This window comes from Pseudomonas sp. S36 (assembly GCF_016647875.1).
GTDB lineage: Bacteria > Pseudomonadota > Gammaproteobacteria > Pseudomonadales > Pseudomonadaceae > Aquipseudomonas > Aquipseudomonas parafulva.
The window spans coordinates 41,105-56,935 of sequence record NZ_JACVVG010000021.1 but is presented as its reverse complement, the minus strand read 5'-3'; the positions used below and the strand labels follow the sequence as shown (position 1 = coordinate 56,935).

Annotated in this window: 15 protein-coding genes; 10 read left to right on the top strand and 5 right to left on the bottom strand. The window is 64.0% G+C overall.

Annotated elements, in window-relative coordinates; genetic code table 11:
• Positions 1-11: 11 nt before the first annotated feature.
• From rng to tldD, 4 genes are all read left to right on the top strand, one after another.
• A complete protein-coding gene (gene rng / locus IAE36_RS13935) occupies positions 12-1,469 on the top strand; it encodes a ribonuclease G (RefSeq protein WP_028631544.1) in 1,458 nt (485 codons plus the stop codon).
• A 79-nt stretch (positions 1,470-1,548) separates the two neighbouring features.
• Positions 1,549-5,364 carry a YhdP family protein gene (locus tag IAE36_RS13930; RefSeq protein WP_201212980.1) on the top strand — a complete coding sequence of 1,272 codons (3,816 nt, stop codon included), beginning with the start codon at positions 1,549-1,551 and terminating at the stop codon, positions 5,362-5,364.
• 8 nt (positions 5,365-5,372) lie between these two features.
• A complete protein-coding gene (locus tag IAE36_RS13925; protein ID WP_201212978.1) occupies positions 5,373-6,224 on the top strand; it encodes a carbon-nitrogen hydrolase family protein in 852 nt (283 codons plus the stop codon).
• Positions 6,225-6,226: 2 nt separating this feature from the next.
• A complete protein-coding gene (gene tldD, locus IAE36_RS13920) occupies positions 6,227-7,666 on the top strand; it encodes a metalloprotease TldD (RefSeq protein ID WP_060482225.1) in 1,440 nt (479 codons plus the stop codon).
• 177 nt (positions 7,667-7,843) lie between these two features.
• Here tldD and yjgA read toward each other — a convergent pair whose 3' ends face one another.
• Positions 7,844-8,365 (bottom strand): ribosome biogenesis factor YjgA, encoded by a 522-nt coding sequence (gene yjgA / locus IAE36_RS13915; protein WP_028631540.1) that lies wholly within the window; start codon positions 8,363-8,365, stop codon positions 7,844-7,846.
• A gap of 157 nt (positions 8,366-8,522) precedes the next feature.
• On the opposite strand from yjgA, the gene pmbA reads away from it, so the two are divergent.
• From pmbA to IAE36_RS13885, 6 genes are all read left to right on the top strand, one after another.
• Positions 8,523-9,869, top strand: coding sequence for a metalloprotease PmbA (pmbA, locus tag IAE36_RS13910; RefSeq protein ID WP_201212976.1), 1,347 nt, complete (start codon positions 8,523-8,525; stop codon positions 9,867-9,869).
• Positions 9,870-10,018: 149 nt separating this feature from the next.
• Positions 10,019-10,420 carry a hypothetical protein gene (locus IAE36_RS13905; protein WP_028631538.1) on the top strand — a complete coding sequence of 134 codons (402 nt, stop codon included), beginning with the start codon at positions 10,019-10,021 and terminating at the stop codon, positions 10,418-10,420.
• Entirely contained in the window at positions 10,413-11,789 is a 1,377-nt protein-coding gene (locus tag IAE36_RS13900; protein ID WP_201212973.1) for a class II fumarate hydratase, read from the top strand. Before IAE36_RS13905 ends, IAE36_RS13900 begins: the two co-directional genes overlap by 8 nt.
• A gap of 26 nt (positions 11,790-11,815) precedes the next feature.
• Positions 11,816-12,271 (top strand): hypothetical protein, encoded by a 456-nt coding sequence (locus IAE36_RS13895; protein ID WP_201163290.1) that lies wholly within the window; start codon positions 11,816-11,818, stop codon positions 12,269-12,271.
• Between the two features lies 1 nt (position 12,272).
• The gene (locus tag IAE36_RS13890) at positions 12,273-12,884 is read left to right on the top strand and encodes a superoxide dismutase (RefSeq protein WP_201163289.1); all 612 of its coding nucleotides are present in this window, start codon (positions 12,273-12,275) and stop codon (positions 12,882-12,884) included.
• An 11-nt stretch (positions 12,885-12,895) separates the two neighbouring features.
• On the top strand, positions 12,896-13,789 hold the full coding sequence (locus tag IAE36_RS13885) for a ZIP family metal transporter (protein WP_028631534.1): 894 nt from the start codon (positions 12,896-12,898) through the stop codon (positions 13,787-13,789).
• A gap of 52 nt (positions 13,790-13,841) precedes the next feature.
• Here IAE36_RS13885 and IAE36_RS13880 read toward each other — a convergent pair whose 3' ends face one another.
• From IAE36_RS13880 to hpf, 4 genes are read right to left on the bottom strand one after another with little or no spacing between them, the layout of a single operon-like run.
• Entirely contained in the window at positions 13,842-14,114 is a 273-nt protein-coding gene (locus IAE36_RS13880; RefSeq protein ID WP_028631533.1) for an HPr family phosphocarrier protein, read from the bottom strand.
• Positions 14,115-14,133: 19 nt separating this feature from the next.
• The gene (gene rapZ, locus IAE36_RS13875; RefSeq protein ID WP_028631532.1) at positions 14,134-14,988 is read right to left on the bottom strand and encodes an RNase adapter RapZ; all 855 of its coding nucleotides are present in this window, start codon (positions 14,986-14,988) and stop codon (positions 14,134-14,136) included.
• A gap of 2 nt (positions 14,989-14,990) precedes the next feature.
• Positions 14,991-15,455, bottom strand: coding sequence for a PTS IIA-like nitrogen regulatory protein PtsN (ptsN, locus tag IAE36_RS13870; RefSeq protein ID WP_028631531.1), 465 nt, complete (start codon positions 15,453-15,455; stop codon positions 14,991-14,993).
• Between the two features lie 12 nt (positions 15,456-15,467).
• Complete coding sequence (hpf, locus tag IAE36_RS13865) at positions 15,468-15,776, bottom strand: ribosome hibernation-promoting factor, HPF/YfiA family (RefSeq protein ID WP_003255135.1); 309 nt, start codon at positions 15,774-15,776, stop codon at positions 15,468-15,470.
• Positions 15,777-15,831: the final 55 nt, after the last annotated feature.

Genomic DNA, 15,831 nt, shown 5'->3' with positions numbered 1-15,831 from the left:
GAGAACGTGCCATGAGTGAAGAGATCCTGATCAACATCACCCCGATGGAGTCACGCGTGGCGGTGGTGGAAAACGGGGTACTGCAGGAGGTGCACGTCGAGCGAACCCAGCGCCGTGGCATCGTCGGCAACATCTACAAGGGTAAGGTAGTACGGGTATTGCCGGGCATGCAGGCGGCTTTTGTCGATATCGGGCTGGAGCGGGCGGCGTTCATTCACGCATCTGAAATTTCCCAGCGCGAAGGCTCTGCGGTGGAAAACATCACGGCCCTTGTCCATGAAGGCCAGGCCTTGGTGGTTCAGGTCACCAAGGACCCGATCGGCACCAAGGGCGCGCGCCTGACCACCCAGCTTTCGATCCCCTCGCGCTACCTGGTGTACATGCCGCGCAGCAGCCATGTGGGCATTTCCCTGAAGATCGAGGACGAAGCCGAGCGCGAGCGCCTCAAGCGTGTGGTCAGTGACTGCATGGACAGCGAAAACATCAAGGACGCCGGTGGGTTCATCCTGCGCACCGCCGCCGAAGGTGCCCGGGCCGAGGAAATCCTGCAGGACATCCGCTACCTGCGCAGGCTGTGGGAGCAAATCGGCGCGCAGATCAAAAGCTGCGGTGCCCCCATGGTCATCTACGAAGACCTGGGGTTGGCCCTGCGTACCCTGCGTGACCTGGTAAACCCCAAGATCGAGAAGATCCGCATCGATTCCCGGGAAACCTTCCAGAAAACCACGCAGTTCGTCGAAGAGCTGATGCCGGAGATCGCCGACCGCCTCGAACACTACCCGGGCGAGCGGCCGATTTTCGACCTGTATGGCGTGGAGGACGAAATCCAGCGTGCCCTGGAGCGCAAGGTGCCGTTGAAGTCTGGTGGCTACCTGGTGGTCGACCCGGCCGAAGCCATGACCACCATCGATGTGAACACCGGTGCCTTTGTCGGCCACCGCAACCTCGAAGAAACCATCTTCAAGACCAACCTGGAAGCCGCTACCGCCATCGCCCGGCAACTGCGCCTGCGCAACATCGGTGGCATCATCATCATCGACTTCATCGACATGGAAGATGAAGAGCACCAGCGCCAGGTGCTGCGCACCCTGGAAAAACAGCTGGAGCGTGACCACGCCAAGACCAACATCATCGGCATCACCGAACTGGGGCTGGTGCAGATGACCCGCAAGCGGACCCGCGAAAGCCTGGAGCAGGTGCTGTGTGAGCCGTGCCAGGCGTGCCAGGGCCGCGGCAAACTGAAAACCCCTGAAACCATCTGTTACGAAATCTTCCGTGAGATTCTGCGCGAGGCTCGCGCCTACCAGGCCGAGGGCTACCGCGTGCTGGCCAACCAGAAGGTGGTGGACCGTCTGCTGGATGAGGAATCCGGCAACGTCGCTGAACTGGAGGCCTTCATCGGTCGAACCATTCGCTTTCAGGTCGAGTCGATGTATTCGCAGGAGCAGTATGACGTGGTGCTGCTCTGAGGCCGCCTGACGCCCGCCGTGGCCTGGCAAAACCCATTCCACGGGCCATGCTGCATAGACGACCTGGAGGGCCTTGGCCATGGCGCGTGTAAGCCGCGTTCTTGTCGTCCTGACCCGCTGGGGGCTGGGCGTGTGCGCCCTGCTGGTGGTTTTGCTAGCGCTGTACGCCAGCCTGGGGCGCGAACTGGTGCCCCTGGTGGCCGAGTACCGCGCCGACGTGCAGCGCAAAGCGGCCGAGGCGCTCGGTGTACCCGTGCACATCGGTGCCCTGGAGGGCCATTGGAGCCGGCTGGCCCCGGTGTTCAAAGTACGCGACCTGCAATTGGGCGAGGGCGCCACGGCCCTGCGCCTGGACGACGTGCGGGTAGTGCCGGACATCTGGCGCAGCCTGCTGGCCCGTGAAGTCAGGCTGTCACGCATTCAGCTCAGCGGCCTGCAACTGGTAGCCCGTGAGGACGAGCAGGGCGGCTGGCAACTTGAGGGCCTGCCCAAGCAGGACGACGCGCCACTGGACCCGGCAAAACTGTTGCAGCGCCTTGGCCAACTGGGGCGCCTTGATATCTTCGATAGCCAGGTGACCTTGCAGGCCTGGCAGCGCGACCCGCTGACCCTCACTTATATGAGTGCAGGTTTGCGTGCCGGCAGTGCTCGCCAGGTGCTGGAACTGCGGGCCACCCTGCCCGATGGGCAACCCATGGCACTGAACCTGCGCAGCCGCGCCTCCGCCGACGCCTGGCGCGATGCCCAGGTGCAAACCTACCTGAGCCTGCCGCAAAGCGACTGGGCGCGCTGGTTACCGCCCCGCCTGCTGGGCCAATGGCACGCCGATACGTTGCAGGCCGGTGGTGAGTTCTGGGTAGACTGGCGCGACCGCCAGTTGCAACAGGCGACAGTGCGGCTCAACGCGCCGCAATTGCAGGGCGCGCTCGAGGGCCGCAAGCCGGCGAAAGTGAACAACCTCGCCTTCAATGCCTGGTTCCAGCGCCAGGGCGACGGTTTTGATGTGGTGGTCGACTCGCTGGCCATGGACCTTGCCAAGCAACGCTGGGAGTCGCACCTGCAACTGCAGCAACGTGCAGGTCAAGCCACGGCCGATGAAACCTGGCACCTGCAGGCAGACCGCCTCGACCTCACGCCCCTGACCCCGCTGATCCATGCGCTGGCGCCGTTGCCCTCACAGGCGATGGCCGTGGTTGATGGGTTGCAGGTGACCGGTGCGCTGCGCAATGTGCGCATGCAGGCCAAACCCAAGGCTGAAGGTGATCAGCGCCTGCAGTTCGAAGCCAACCTGGAAAAGGTCGGCTTCAACGCCTACCACAACGCGCCTGCCGCCGGAAACGTCAGCGGCAGCATCAGTGGCGACCTGGGCCACGGCGAGCTGCGCCTGGACACCGACGCGTTCATGCTGCACCTGTACCCTATCTTCGCCAAGCCCTGGCACTATCAGAAGGCCAACGCGCGCCTCACCTGGGCCCTCGACAAGCAAGGCTTCACCCTGGTTGCCCCTTATCTCAAGGTGGTGGGCGACGAGGGCAAGATTGCCGGTGATTTCCTCATCCGCCTGTGGTTCGAAAAAGGCCGCGAGGATTACATGGACCTGCGTGTCGGCCTGACCGACGGCGACGGCCGCTACACTGCGAAATACTTGCCCGAGGTGCTGAGCCCGGCCCTTGACCAGTGGCTGCGCAGCGCCATCGTCAAGGGGGCAGTGGACGAAGGCTACTTCCAGTACCAGGGTTCGCTCAACCACGGTGCCGTGCCTGAGGCGCGCAGCATCAGCCTGTTCTTCAAGGTGCATGACGCTGCCCTGGACTTCCAGCCTGGCTGGCCACAGGTGCAGCAGGTGGCTGGTGATGTGTTCATCGAAGACAGCGGGGTGCGCATCCGGGCGCGGCAAGGCCTGTTGCTCAATACCAAGGTCAGCGACGTCAAGGTCGATATCCCCCACGTTGCAGAGGGCCGGGACAGCCACCTGTATCTGGACGGCAACTTCGATGGTCGCCTGGCCGACGGCCTCAGCATCCTCAAGGAAGCCCCCATCGGCACCAGCGACATCTTTGCCGGCTGGGACGGCGAGGGCCCGCTCAAGGGCAAGGTCAAGCTCGACATCCCCCTGGCGCATGGGCAGCGGCCAAACGTGCAGGTGGACTTCGCCACGCGTGATGCCCGGCTGAAGGTTGCGCCACCGACGTTGGAACTGAGCCGGCTCAAGGGTGATTTCAGCTTCGACTACGACAAGGGCCTGAGCGGCAAGGGCATCACCTTGCAGGCCTTCGGCAAGCCGGTGACGGCGCAAATTGCCGCAGAAGGCCAGCCGGGGCAGATGCAGACGCGCATCAGCGCTAGCGGCCAGGTGCCGCTCAAGACGTTGACCCAATGGCTGCAGTTCGATCAGGCCCTGCCGGCATCCGGCGACCTGCCATACGACCTGCAGTTGAGCCTGGGCAGCCGGGAAAACCTGCTCACCGTCAATTCCACCCTCAAAGGGCTGGCAATCGACTTGCCTGCACCTTTCGGAAAAGCCGCAGGTGATAGCCGCGCCAGCCGCTTCAGCATGACCCTGCAGGGCCCGCAGCGACGTATCGATGCCGCCTACACCGACCTTGCCCAGCTGGCCTACACCGCGCCAGCCGACAAGCTGACCCAGGGTGGCGGTGAATTGCTGCTTGGCCCGGGCCAGCCTCAGCCTCCCGCAGGCCAGGGGCTGCGGGTACGGGGCCGGCTGGAGGCCCTCGACCTGGCGCCCTGGCAGGCGCAAGCCGAAAAGCTGGGTGGCAGCGACCCTGGTGGCAGTGCCAAGCAACTGCTGCAGAGCGTGGACCTGACCATTGGCCAGCTCAAGGCGTTTGGCACGCAGCTGAACCAGGCCGTGGTGCGCCTGGCCCGCAGTGGCCCGGCCTGGGCGCTGCGCCTGGACAGCCGCGAAGTGATTGGGGACGCCCGCCTGCCTGACGCCAAGGGCGCGCCCATGACGGTACACCTGCAAACGCTTCGCCTGCCGGCCAGCGATGCCGGGCAGGCCCAGGCCGAAGAGGGTGCCGACCCGCTGGCGTCGTTCGACCCGCGCAAAGTGCCACCGCTGGACCTGCGCATCGACAAGCTGTACCGCGGGGATGAACTGTACGGCAGCGCCGCCATCAAGCTGCGGCCAACCACGCGCGGCGTTGCTGCCAGCGACCTGGACCTGGACCTCAAGGGCCTGCGTATCAATGGCGGCGGTGGCTGGGAGGGTGGCGTCGGCAGCGCCAGTAGCTGGTACAAAGGGCGCTTGCAGGGCAAGAACCTGGCCGATGTACTCACTGCCTGGGGCTTTGCCCCGACCGTGAGCAGCCGCGATTTCCGCCTGGATGTGGACGGCCGATGGCCGGGGTCGCCGGCTGCGATCAGCCTCAAGCGCTTCTCGGGGAGCCTGGACGCAGCGCTGCGGTCCGGCCAGTTCGTCGAAGTGGACGGTGGTGCCCAGGCATTGCGGGTGTTCGGCCTGCTCAACTTCAACTCCATTGGGCGGCGCCTGCGCCTGGACTTCTCTGACCTGTTCGACAAGGGCCTGGCCTACGACCGGCTCAAAGGCTTGCTGGTGGCGAGCAACGGCGTATACGTGACGCGCACGCCGATCTCGGTCACCGGGCCTTCGAGCGATTTCGAACTCGATGGCACGCTGGACATGGTGCGCGACACGGTCGCGGCCAACCTGCAGGTCAGCCTCCCGGTCACCAACAACCTGCCATTGGCGGCGCTGATCGTGGGTGCCCCGGCAGTGGGCGGCGCGTTGTTCCTGGTCGATCGGCTGATTGGTGACCGCGTCTCACGCATCGCCAGTGTGCACTACCGGGTAGAAGGCCCGTGGAAAGAGCCTAGAATCACCTTTGTGAAACCTTTCGAGAAGTCCCGCTAGGAGTGCCCATGAAGGCTGCGGTCATCCAGATGGTCAGCCAGGACCGCGTACTGGAAAACCTGGCGCGTGCCAGTGCCTTGCTGGAGCAGGCAGCAGCAGGCGGCGCGCGCTTGGCCGTGCTGCCGGAAAACTTCGCCGCCATGGGCCGCAAGGACGCCGCCGCCATTGGCCGCGCCGAAGCGCTGGGGCAGGGGCCGATACTGCCATGGTTGAAACGCGTCGCCCGCGACCTCAGGTTATGGGTAGTGGCAGGTACATTGCCATTGCCGCCTGCAGGTCAACCGGATGCCAAGGCGCATGCCTGCTCGCTGCTCATCGATGAGCACGGCGAGCAGGTGGCACGTTACGACAAGCTGCACCTGTTCGACGTGGATGTGGCCGATAACCGTGGCCGCTACCGCGAGTCTGATGACTACGCCCACGGCGCGCAGGTGGTGGTGGCAGATACGCCGGTAGGGCGTGTGGGGTTGAGCGTGTGCTACGACCTGCGCTTCCCCGAGCTGTACAGCGAATTGCGGGCGGCGGGTGCCGAACTGATTACAGCACCCGCCGCCTTCACTGCTGTGACAGGGGCGGCGCACTGGGACGTGCTGGTGCGTGCCCGTGCCATCGAAACCCAGTGCTATGTACTGGCGGCGGCGCAGGGCGGTACGCACCCTGGCGAGCGCCACACTCATGGCCATGCAGCGATCGTGGACCCATGGGGGCGGGTCGTTGCACAACAGGCGCAAGGCGAAGCGGTACTGCTTGCCGAGCGCGACAGCGAACAACAGGCGTCCATCCGGGCGCGCATGCCGGTGATCGAACACCGGCGCTTTTTCTCGCAGGGCGCGTTGCGGCCTGCGCACACCTCGGAGTGACTATGAGCCAGATGTTATCCACCGTCAGCGAACAGCTCCTGACCCCAGGCGGCCTGACCCTGGACAGCCTGCAGAGCGTGCTGGGTGAATTGGCCGGCCCCGGTATCGATGCGGCCGATCTGTATTTCCAGGGCCAGGTATCCGAAACCTGGGCGCTGGAAGACGGCATCGTCAAGGAAGGCAGCTTCAACCTCGATCAAGGCGTCGGCGTGCGCGCCCAGGCTGGTGAAAAAACCGGCTTTGCCTACAGTAACGCGATCAACCTGGAGGCGCTGACCTCCGCTGCCCGTGCCGCGCGTTCGATTTCCCGCGCCGGGCAGAACGGCAGCGTGCAGGCCTTCCGCACACAGCAGGTGCCAGCGCTGTACACGGCGGACAGCCCGCTGGACGTGCTCAGCCGTGCCGAAAAGGTCGAGCTGCTCAAGCGTGTCGATGTGGCCACCCGCGCGCTGGACCCGCGTATTCAGCAGGTCAGCGTGAGCATGGCCGGGGTCTGGGAACGCATCCTTGTTGCGGCAGCCGATGGCAGCCTGGCTGCAGACGTGCGCCCGCTGGTGCGCTTCAACGTCAGTGTCATCGTCGAGCAGAATGGCCGCCGCGAGCGGGGCGGGCAGGGCGGTGGCGGGCGTACCGACTACCGCTTCTTCACCGAAGAGCGGGTGATGGGCTATGCCCGCGAGGCCCTGCGGCAGGCCCTGGTAAACCTGGAGGCCATACCGGCGCCGGCAGGTACCCTGCCGGTGGTACTGGGCTCCGGCTGGTCCGGTGTGCTGTTGCACGAGGCTGTGGGCCACGGCCTGGAAGGTGACTTCAACCGCAAGGGCAGTTCGGCGTTCAGTGGCCGCATCGGTCAGAAGGTGGCCTCCAGCCTGTGCACCATCGTCGACGACGGCACTCTGGAAGGGCGACGCGGTTCGTTGAGCGTGGACGACGAAGGGACCCCGACCGAATGCACCACCCTGATCGAGAACGGGGTGCTGAAGGGCTACATGCAGGACAAGCTCAACGCGCGCCTGATGGGCATGGCGGTGACGGGCAACGGGCGCCGTGAGTCCTACGCGCACCTGCCGATGCCGCGCATGACCAACACCTACATGCGCGCAGGCGAGAGCGACCCGCAGGAAATCATCGCGTCGGTGAAAAAAGGTATCTACTGCGCCAACCTCGGTGGTGGGCAGGTCGATATCACCAGCGGCAAGTTTGTGTTTTCAACCAGTGAGGCTTACCTGATCGAAGACGGCAAGATCACCGCACCGGTAAAGGGCGCTACCCTGATCGGCAATGGCCCGGAAGCCATGAGCCGGGTGTCGATGGTCGGCAACGACCTGGCCCTGGACAGTGGCGTAGGCACCTGCGGCAAGGATGGGCAGTCGGTGCCGGTGGGTGTGGGCCAACCAACCTTGAAGCTGGACGCAATCACCGTCGGTGGTACCGGCGCGTGAATACGCCCGCAGGCTACCGGCCGCGGGGGGGGGGCGGGGGCCCCCCCGGGGGGGGGGGGGCGGGCGGGGGGGGGGCGCCAACCCCCGGCGGGTGCCCCGGGGGGGTAAACCCCCCGGGGGCCCCCGGCCGGGGGGCGGCCGCTGGCACCCAGGCTGGTGCAGCGGCCGCCTGGAGGGTCAGCGCAAGCCGCGCTGCAGCTCGTCGAGGTCGCGGATGTACTTGAATACCTTGCGCGATGCAGCCGGTGGTTTGTTACGTGCTTTCTCGTGCTGGGCATGGCGCACCAGCGAGCGCAGCTGCTGGCGGTCGGTATCAGGGTATTCGTTGACGAAGCGCTCAAGGTCTTCGTCATTGCCATCGATCAACCGGTCGCGCCAGCGCTCAAGGCCGTGGAAGCGTTCATTGTACTGGCGCGTGGAGCTGTCCATCTGTTCAAGCAGTGCCTGGATGGCATCCAGGTCCTGTACCCGCATCAACTTGCCGACGAACGACATATGCCGTTTGCGGGCGCCGTGAGCGGTGTGTTTGCTGGCCTCGGCCAGGGCTTTGCGCAGCTCGTCGGTGAGCGGCAGGCGGGCCAGCGTGTCGGCCTTGAGGGTTGTGAGGCGTTCGCCAAGTTCGACCAGCGCGTGCAGTTCACGCTTGATCTGGGTTTTGCTTTTTTCGCCGTCGAAGGCGTCGTCGTTTGAATCAACCATGGGGGCAGTCCGCTTGGGTATTTATGAAAAGTCGCCACGTAGGCACTTTTCGTACAAGGCCTGAAAATTGCCGCCATGATAACCACCCGGGGGCCGCTTGTCCGGCCCGGTCGTAGATTGACCCCCCGGTGAATGCAGAATTTGAGTGGAGATCACCATGAGTGCAGTCCAGAGCGTAGGTCCGAAAGACCTGCCAGCATTGCAGGAGCAGGTTGAGGCGATAATCGCCGAGGCACGCCGCCAGGGCGCCAGCGCTTGCGAAGTGGCTGTGTCGCTGGAGCAGGGCCTGTCCACCACGGTACGCCAGCGGGAAGTTGAAACCGTCGAGTTCAACCGCGATCAGGGCTTTGGCATCACTTTGTATGTGGGCCAGCGCAAGGGTTCGGCCAGCACATCGGCCAGCGGCCCCGACGCGATCAGGGAAACCGTAGCGGCGGCCCTGGCCATTGCCAAACATACCTCCGAGGACGCGTGTTCGGGCCTGGCAGACGCCGCATTGATGGCGCGCGACATTCCAGACCTGGACCTCTACCATGACTGGAGCCTGGAGCCCGAGCGGGCCATCGAGATGGCCCTTGCCTGTGAGGCGGCCGCGTTCGATGCCGACCCCCGTATCCTCAATGCCGACGGCACCACCCTCAATACTCACCAGGGCTGCCGTGTGTACGGCAACAGCCATGGCTTCGTCGGCAGCTATGCCTCCACCCGGCATAGCCTGAGCTGCGTCATGATCGCTGAAGGCGATGGCCAGATGCAGCGTGACTACTGGTACGACGTCAACCGTCAGGGCAACCTGCTGGCAGACCCACGCAGCATTGGCGTGCGCGCCGCCCAGCGTGCGGCCAGCCGCCTGGGCGCGCGCCCGGTGCCCACCTGCGAGGTGCCGGTGCTGTTCTCGGCAGAGTTGGCGGGCGGGCTGTTCGGCAGCTTCCTGGCAGCTGTTTCAGGCGGCAACCTGTACCGCAAGTCGTCCTTCCTCGAAGGGGCGCTGGGCCAGCGCCTGTTTCCGTCCTGGCTGACCCTGGATGAGCGCCCGCACATTCCCCGGGCATTGGGCAGTGCCGCATTCGATGGCGACGGCCTGGCCACGTATGCCAAGCCATTCGTCGACAAAGGCGAGCTGGTGTCCTACCTGCTGGGCACCTATTCCGGCCGCAAGCTGGGGCTGCCGAGCACCGCCAACTCGGGTGGCGTGCACAACCTGTTCGTTACCCATGGTGAAGAAGACCAGGCGGCCCTGATCTGGCGCATGGGGCGTGGCTTGCTGGTAACCGAGCTGATGGGGCATGGCCTGAACATGGTAACCGGCGATTACTCCCGCGGTGCTGCAGGCTTCTGGGTTGAAAATGGCGAAATCCAGCACGCTGTGCAAGAAGTGACCATTGCCGGCAACATGAAGGACATGTTCCAGCAAATTGTCGCCATCGGCAGCGATCTTGAAACACGCAGCAATATTCATACAGGCTCGGTGTTGATCGAGCGGATGACGGTAGCGGGCAGTTAACGGCCCCTCGTTTTGTTGGGGCCGCTGCGCGGCCCTTTGTGCTACACATCACCGAACCGGCCTAGCGCCGGTTTTTTTTACCCCACACTACGCTTGAATTGATTCTATTTATCAATTAATAATGAATATCATTATCCAGTCACCCGGCGATGATGTTCATGAATACCGTCCTACGCGAACTCCCCTACCTGGAAAACTGGCGCTGGTTGAGCCGCCGCATCCGTTGCGCGCTTGAAGCCGATGAGCCGCGCCTGATCGAGCACTACCTTGCCGAGGGCCGCTACCTGGTGTGTTGCACCGAGACCTCGCCATGGACGGTGGCGCTGACTTCCTTCCGCCTGCTGCTCGATACCGCCTGTGACCGCATGCTGCCCTGGCACTGGCGATGCCTGTGCCTGGACCAGGCATGGCGCCCGTTGCTGGACCTGCGCAACCTCGACCGCCAGGAGCAGAACCAGCGCTGGCAACCCTATGCCCTGCAACTGGCTAATTGCCGCCTGTTGCCGTCGATTTCTCCTGAAGAACTGATGCAAGGACTTGATGATGAGTGATACCCGAATCGAGCGCGACAGCATGGGCGAACTGCAGGTGCCTGCCCAGGCCCTGTACGGTGCCCAGACCCAGCGCGCGGTCGACAACTTTCCGGTCAGCGGGCAACGTATGCCGGTGCAGTTCATTCGTGCCCTGCTGCTGGCCAAGGCCGCTGCCGCCAAGGCCAACATCGAGCTGGAGCAGCTGCCTGCCGCCCAGGGGCAAGCCATCGTCAAGGCGGTCGAGCAATTGCTGGCCGAAGACTTCATCGGGCATTTTCCGGTCGATGTGTTCCAGACCGGGTCCGGCACCAGTTCCAACATGAATGCCAATGAGGTGATCGCCACCTTGGCCACCCGCGTGCTGGGCGAGGCGGTCAACCCCAACGATCACGTGAACTGCGGCCAGAGCAGCAATGACATCATCCCCACTACCATCCACGTCAGCGCAGCGTTGGCCTTGCATGAGCAGCTGTTGCCGGCCTTGAGCCACCTGGTGCAGGTGATGGAGCACAAGTCCCAGCAGGTGCACCAGTTCGTGAAGACTGGCCGCACCCACCTGATGGACGCCATGCCCGTGCGCATGAGCCAGGTACTCGATGGCTGGGCCGCCCAGGTCGATGCTGCCAAGGCGCATATCGAGGCCACCTTGCCGAGCCTGCAGGCCCTGGCCCAGGGCGGGACGGCGGTGGGTACCGGGATCAACGCCCACCCGCGCTTCGCCGCCAGCTTTGCCCAGCAGCTCAGCACGCTGACCGGCGTGGCGTTCACCCCTGGCCAGAACCTGTTTGCCCTCATCGGCTCCCAGGACACTGCGGTGGCTTTGTCCGGTCAGCTCAAGACCACTGCCGTGGCATTGATGAAGATCGCCAACGACCTGCGCTGGATGAACTCCGGGCCCCTGGCCGGGTTGGGCGAAATCGAACTGCAGGGGTTACAGCCCGGCTCTTCGATCATGCCTGGCAAGGTCAACCCGGTCATTCCCGAGGCCACGGCCATGGTGGCGGCGCAAGTCATCGGCAATGACGCCACCATCGCCGTGGCCGGGCAGTCCGGCAACTTCGAGTTGAACGTGATGCTGCCCGTCATCGCACGCAACCTGCTGGAGAGCATCGAGCTGATGGCCAATGTCAGCAGGCTGCTCGCGGACAAGGCCATTGCCACCTTCAAGGTCAACGAGGACAAGCTCAAGGAAGCGCTGGCGCGCAACCCGATTCTGGTGACCGCGCTCAACCCGATCATTGGCTACCTCAAGGCCGCGGAAATTGCCAAAACCGCCTACAAGCAGGGGCGCCCCATCATCGACGTCGCGCTGGAGCACACAGACCTGTCCCGCGATCAGCTGCAGGCGTTGCTCGACCCGGAAAAACTCACCGCTGGCGGCATCTGACTCGCGTCACCGCCTGGAGGCCCGTCATGCAGCACTGGAAACGCACCACGCAAGCCGCCAACCGGCTGTTCGAGCAAGGACAGCTGGTCGATGCCCGTGAACATTACCTGCAGGCCCTGGCCCTGGCCCAGGTGCTGTTCGAGCGCTGGCATGACGCCGACGAGGCAGTAGCCGCCTTGGTCGTTGCGCACCACAACCTGGCCGACCTGCACCTGCGGCTTAACCAGCCGCAGGAGAGTGCTGATTACCTGTGCGCCGCCCACCAGCGGCTGCTGCAGGCCTGCCAGGACCTGCGCCTGCCCCAGGCACTGCGCGACGCCGCGCTGCGTCACAGTTCGCGCACCTACAGCGAATTGCTCAGTTTCATTGCCGAGTATGGGCAATACCCCCGCACCGAACGTTTGCTCAATCGCCACAGCACTCCGGCCAGCACACGGGTGCCGGATGCAACGCCCAATAACCAGACCTACGGAATCCACTGACATGCCGCATACCTTGCCTGCACTGCCCTACGCCTACGCCGCGCTGGAACCGCACATCGACACGCAGACCATGGAAATTCACCACACCAAGCACCACCAGACCTACGTCAACGGCCTTAACGCCGCCGTCGAGGGAACGCAGTGGGCAGAGTGGCCGGTGGAGAAACTGGTGGCAGCGGTAGCGAGCTTGCCCGAAAACCTGCGCGGCGCGGTGACCAACCATGGCGGCGGCCACGCCAACCACAGCCTGTTCTGGACCGTGATGTCGCCACAGGGCGGCGGTGAACCTGAAGGCGAGCTGGCCCAGGCGATCACTGCACAGCTGGGCGGGTTCGAGGCGTTCAAGGACGCCTTTACCAAGGCCGCCTTGACGCGCTTCGGCAGTGGCTGGGCGTGGCTCAGCGTGACCCCGCAGAAAACACTGGTAGTCGAAAGCAGCGGCAACCAGGACAGCCCGTTGATGCACGGCAACACACCCATCCTCGGGCTGGACGTCTGGGAACACGCGTACTACCTGAAGTACCAGAACCGCCGCCCTGAATACATCGGGGCGTTCTACAACGTCATCGACTGGGCGCAAGTGGAGCGCCGTTACCACGCCGCCATTCAGTGAGTCGCATCGGTATGCCCTCCCAGGTGATGTCGGTTAACAGTGTGCGGTTGTTCAGGTTGGCGCTTGGCACCCTGTTGATGCTGGCTGGCACTGCATTGCTGGTGGCTCGCGGCCTGGCCTGGCTAGACCTCGAGCCGCGCATGTTGCGTGCCCTGCAGGGTGGTGCGCTGTGTGCGCTGGGTACGGCGCTGGGTGCTGTACCGGTGTTGGTCATCCGCAACATGCCGGTGGCGTTGGCCGATACCCTGCTGGGTTTTGGCGCCGGGGTCATGCTCGCCGCCACGGCCTTTTCGCTGATCGTGCCAGGGCTCGAGGCCGCGCAAGCCATCGGGTTCAGCGCGTGGGGCGCCGGCGGCTTGATCAGTGCCGGCCTGCTGGGCGGTGCACTGTGCCTGTTCCTGATAGACCTCAGAATCTCCAGTGCTTCGCCCCAGGCGCTCGTGGCGTCCCAGGGGCAGCCCGTGATTGCAGCGCGCATCTGGTTGTTCGTATTCGCGATCATTGCCCACAACATTCCCGAGGGCATGGCCATTGGCGTATCAGCTGGGGGTGGCATGGCCGATGCCGACAGCCTGGCCATGGGCATTGCCCTGCAGGACGTGCCCGAAGGCCTGGTTATCGCGTTGGTGCTGGCTGGTGCAGGGATGCCACGCTTCAAGGCGTTTCTCATCGGTGCTGCATCCGGGCTGGTGGAGCCGGTGGCCGCGGTGATCTGCGCCTGGCTGGTGAACGTGGCGGAACTGCTCTTGCCGCTGGGGCTCGCGTGCGCTGCAGGTGCGATGCTGTTGGTGGTCACGCAGGAGATCATCCCGGAGTCGCGCAGCAATGGTCATCATCGCCTGGCGAGCCTGGGGCTGTGTACGGGCTTCTGCCTGATGATGGTGATGGACACTGCGATGTCCTGACCACGCCTTGTCGCCGAAAGATCGGCGACAAGGTTGCGGCGGCCCCGCCGATTTACTCGCCTTCGTCGAAGAAGTTCTCGATCAGCGCTACCAGGGCGTCCATGGCTTGCTGGTCCTGCTCGCCTTCGGTGTGCAGGTGCACCTGTGTGCCCTTGCCGGCCGCCAGCATCATCACGGCCATGATGCTCTTGCCGTCTACCAGCTTGTCCGGCGCCCGGCCAACCTTGACCTGGCAGGGGAAGCGGCCAGCAACACCGACGAACTTGGCTGCCGCCCGGGCATGCAGCCCCAGCTTGTTGATGATGGTGATTTCACGGGCGGGCATGGCGTGGCAGATCCTTGGGCTAGAGGTCGCGGTGACGGACCTGAACGTTTTTCAGGGTTTGCTGCAGCAACTGGCCAAGACGTTCGGTGATGTACACCGAACGGTGGTGGCCACCGGTGCAGCCGATGGCAATGGTAACGTAGGCCCGGTTGCTGGCGGCGAAGCGGGGTAGCCACTTGAGCAGGTAGCTGGAGATGTCGTTGAACATCTCCTGCACATCGGGTTGCGCAGCAAGGTAATCGATCACCGGCTGCTCCAGCCCGGAGTGCTCCCGCAGCTCAGGTTTCCAGTACGGGTTGGGCAGGCAGCGCACATCGAATACCAAGTCGGCATCAACCGGCATGCCACGCTTGAAGCCGAACGACTCGACCAAAAACGCCGTACCCGGTTCGGGGGTGTCCAGCAGGCGCAGCTTGATCGAATCTCGCAGTTGGTACAGGTTCAGGCGTGTGGTATCGATCTTGAGGTCGGCCAGGTCGGCGATGGGGCCCAGCAATTCGCGCTCCACACGTATGGCTTCTGCCAGCGAGCGGTCGGCGTTGGTCAGCGGGTGGCGGCGACGGGTTTCGGAAAAACGCTTGAGCAGCGTGTCCTCGTCGGCGTCCAGGTACAACACATCGCACTTGATGTGCCGGGCCCGGGCCTCCTCGAGCAGTTCGGGGAAGCGCGACAGGTGGCTGGGCAGGTTGCGCGCGTCAATCGAAACGGCCACCTTGGGTTGCGGCAGTTCGGTGTTCAACAGGGCGGTTTCTGCCAGTTGCGGCAACAACCTGGCGGGCAGGTTGTCGATGCAGTAGAAACCGTTGTCTTCCAGGACATCGAGGGCGGTGCTCTTGCCGGAGCCAGACCGGCCGCTGACGATGATCAGGCGCATGTTCAATGCTCGTTCTGTACGTCCAGGACAACCTGGAACAGGGCCTCACTGCTGGGGGCCGCACGCAGGCGCTCGCGAACCTCTTTGCGGTCGAGCATGCTGGCAATCTGGCGCAGCAGCTCCAGGTGAGCATCGGTGGCGGCCGCGGGTACCAGCAACACGAACAGCAGGTCCACGGGGGCGCCGTCGATGGCGTCGTAATCGATAGGGGCTTCGAGGTGCAGCAAGGCACTGACCGGGGTTGTGCAGCCTTCGAGCCGGCAATGGGGAATGGCAATGCCATTACCGAAACCGGTGGAGCCGAGCTTTTCCCGAGCGATCAGTTTTTCGAAGACAGTTTGCCCGTCCAGTTCTGGCACTTCTTTGGCAATCAGCTCGGCGACCTTTTCAAGGGCGCGTTTCTTGCTGCCGCCCGGCGCGTTCGCGAGGGAACGGCCGGGGGTCAGGATGGTTTCAAGTCGGATCATGGATGAGGGGGATCAGCGGGCAGCCGCACCTTGCAGCAGGCTTTGCTGTTTTTCCTTGTGTTTTTTCAGTTGACGGTCGAGCTTGTCGGCCAAGGCGTCGATCGCTGCATACATGTCTTCGTGTTCGGCGTTCGCTACCACTTCACCGCCGGGAATCTGCAAGGTCGCCTCGACCTTCTGCTGCAGCTTCTCGACCTTCATGATGACCTGCACGTTGGTGATCTTGTCGAAGTGACTCTCCACTCGGGCGAGCTTTTCAAGCACATAATCGCGCAGTGGCTGGGTGACTTCTACATGCTGTCCACTGATATTGACTTGCATACAGCTTCTCCTTTTGTTGCCCGTGCATAAAGAGGCAGGTGTTGCACCTGCCACA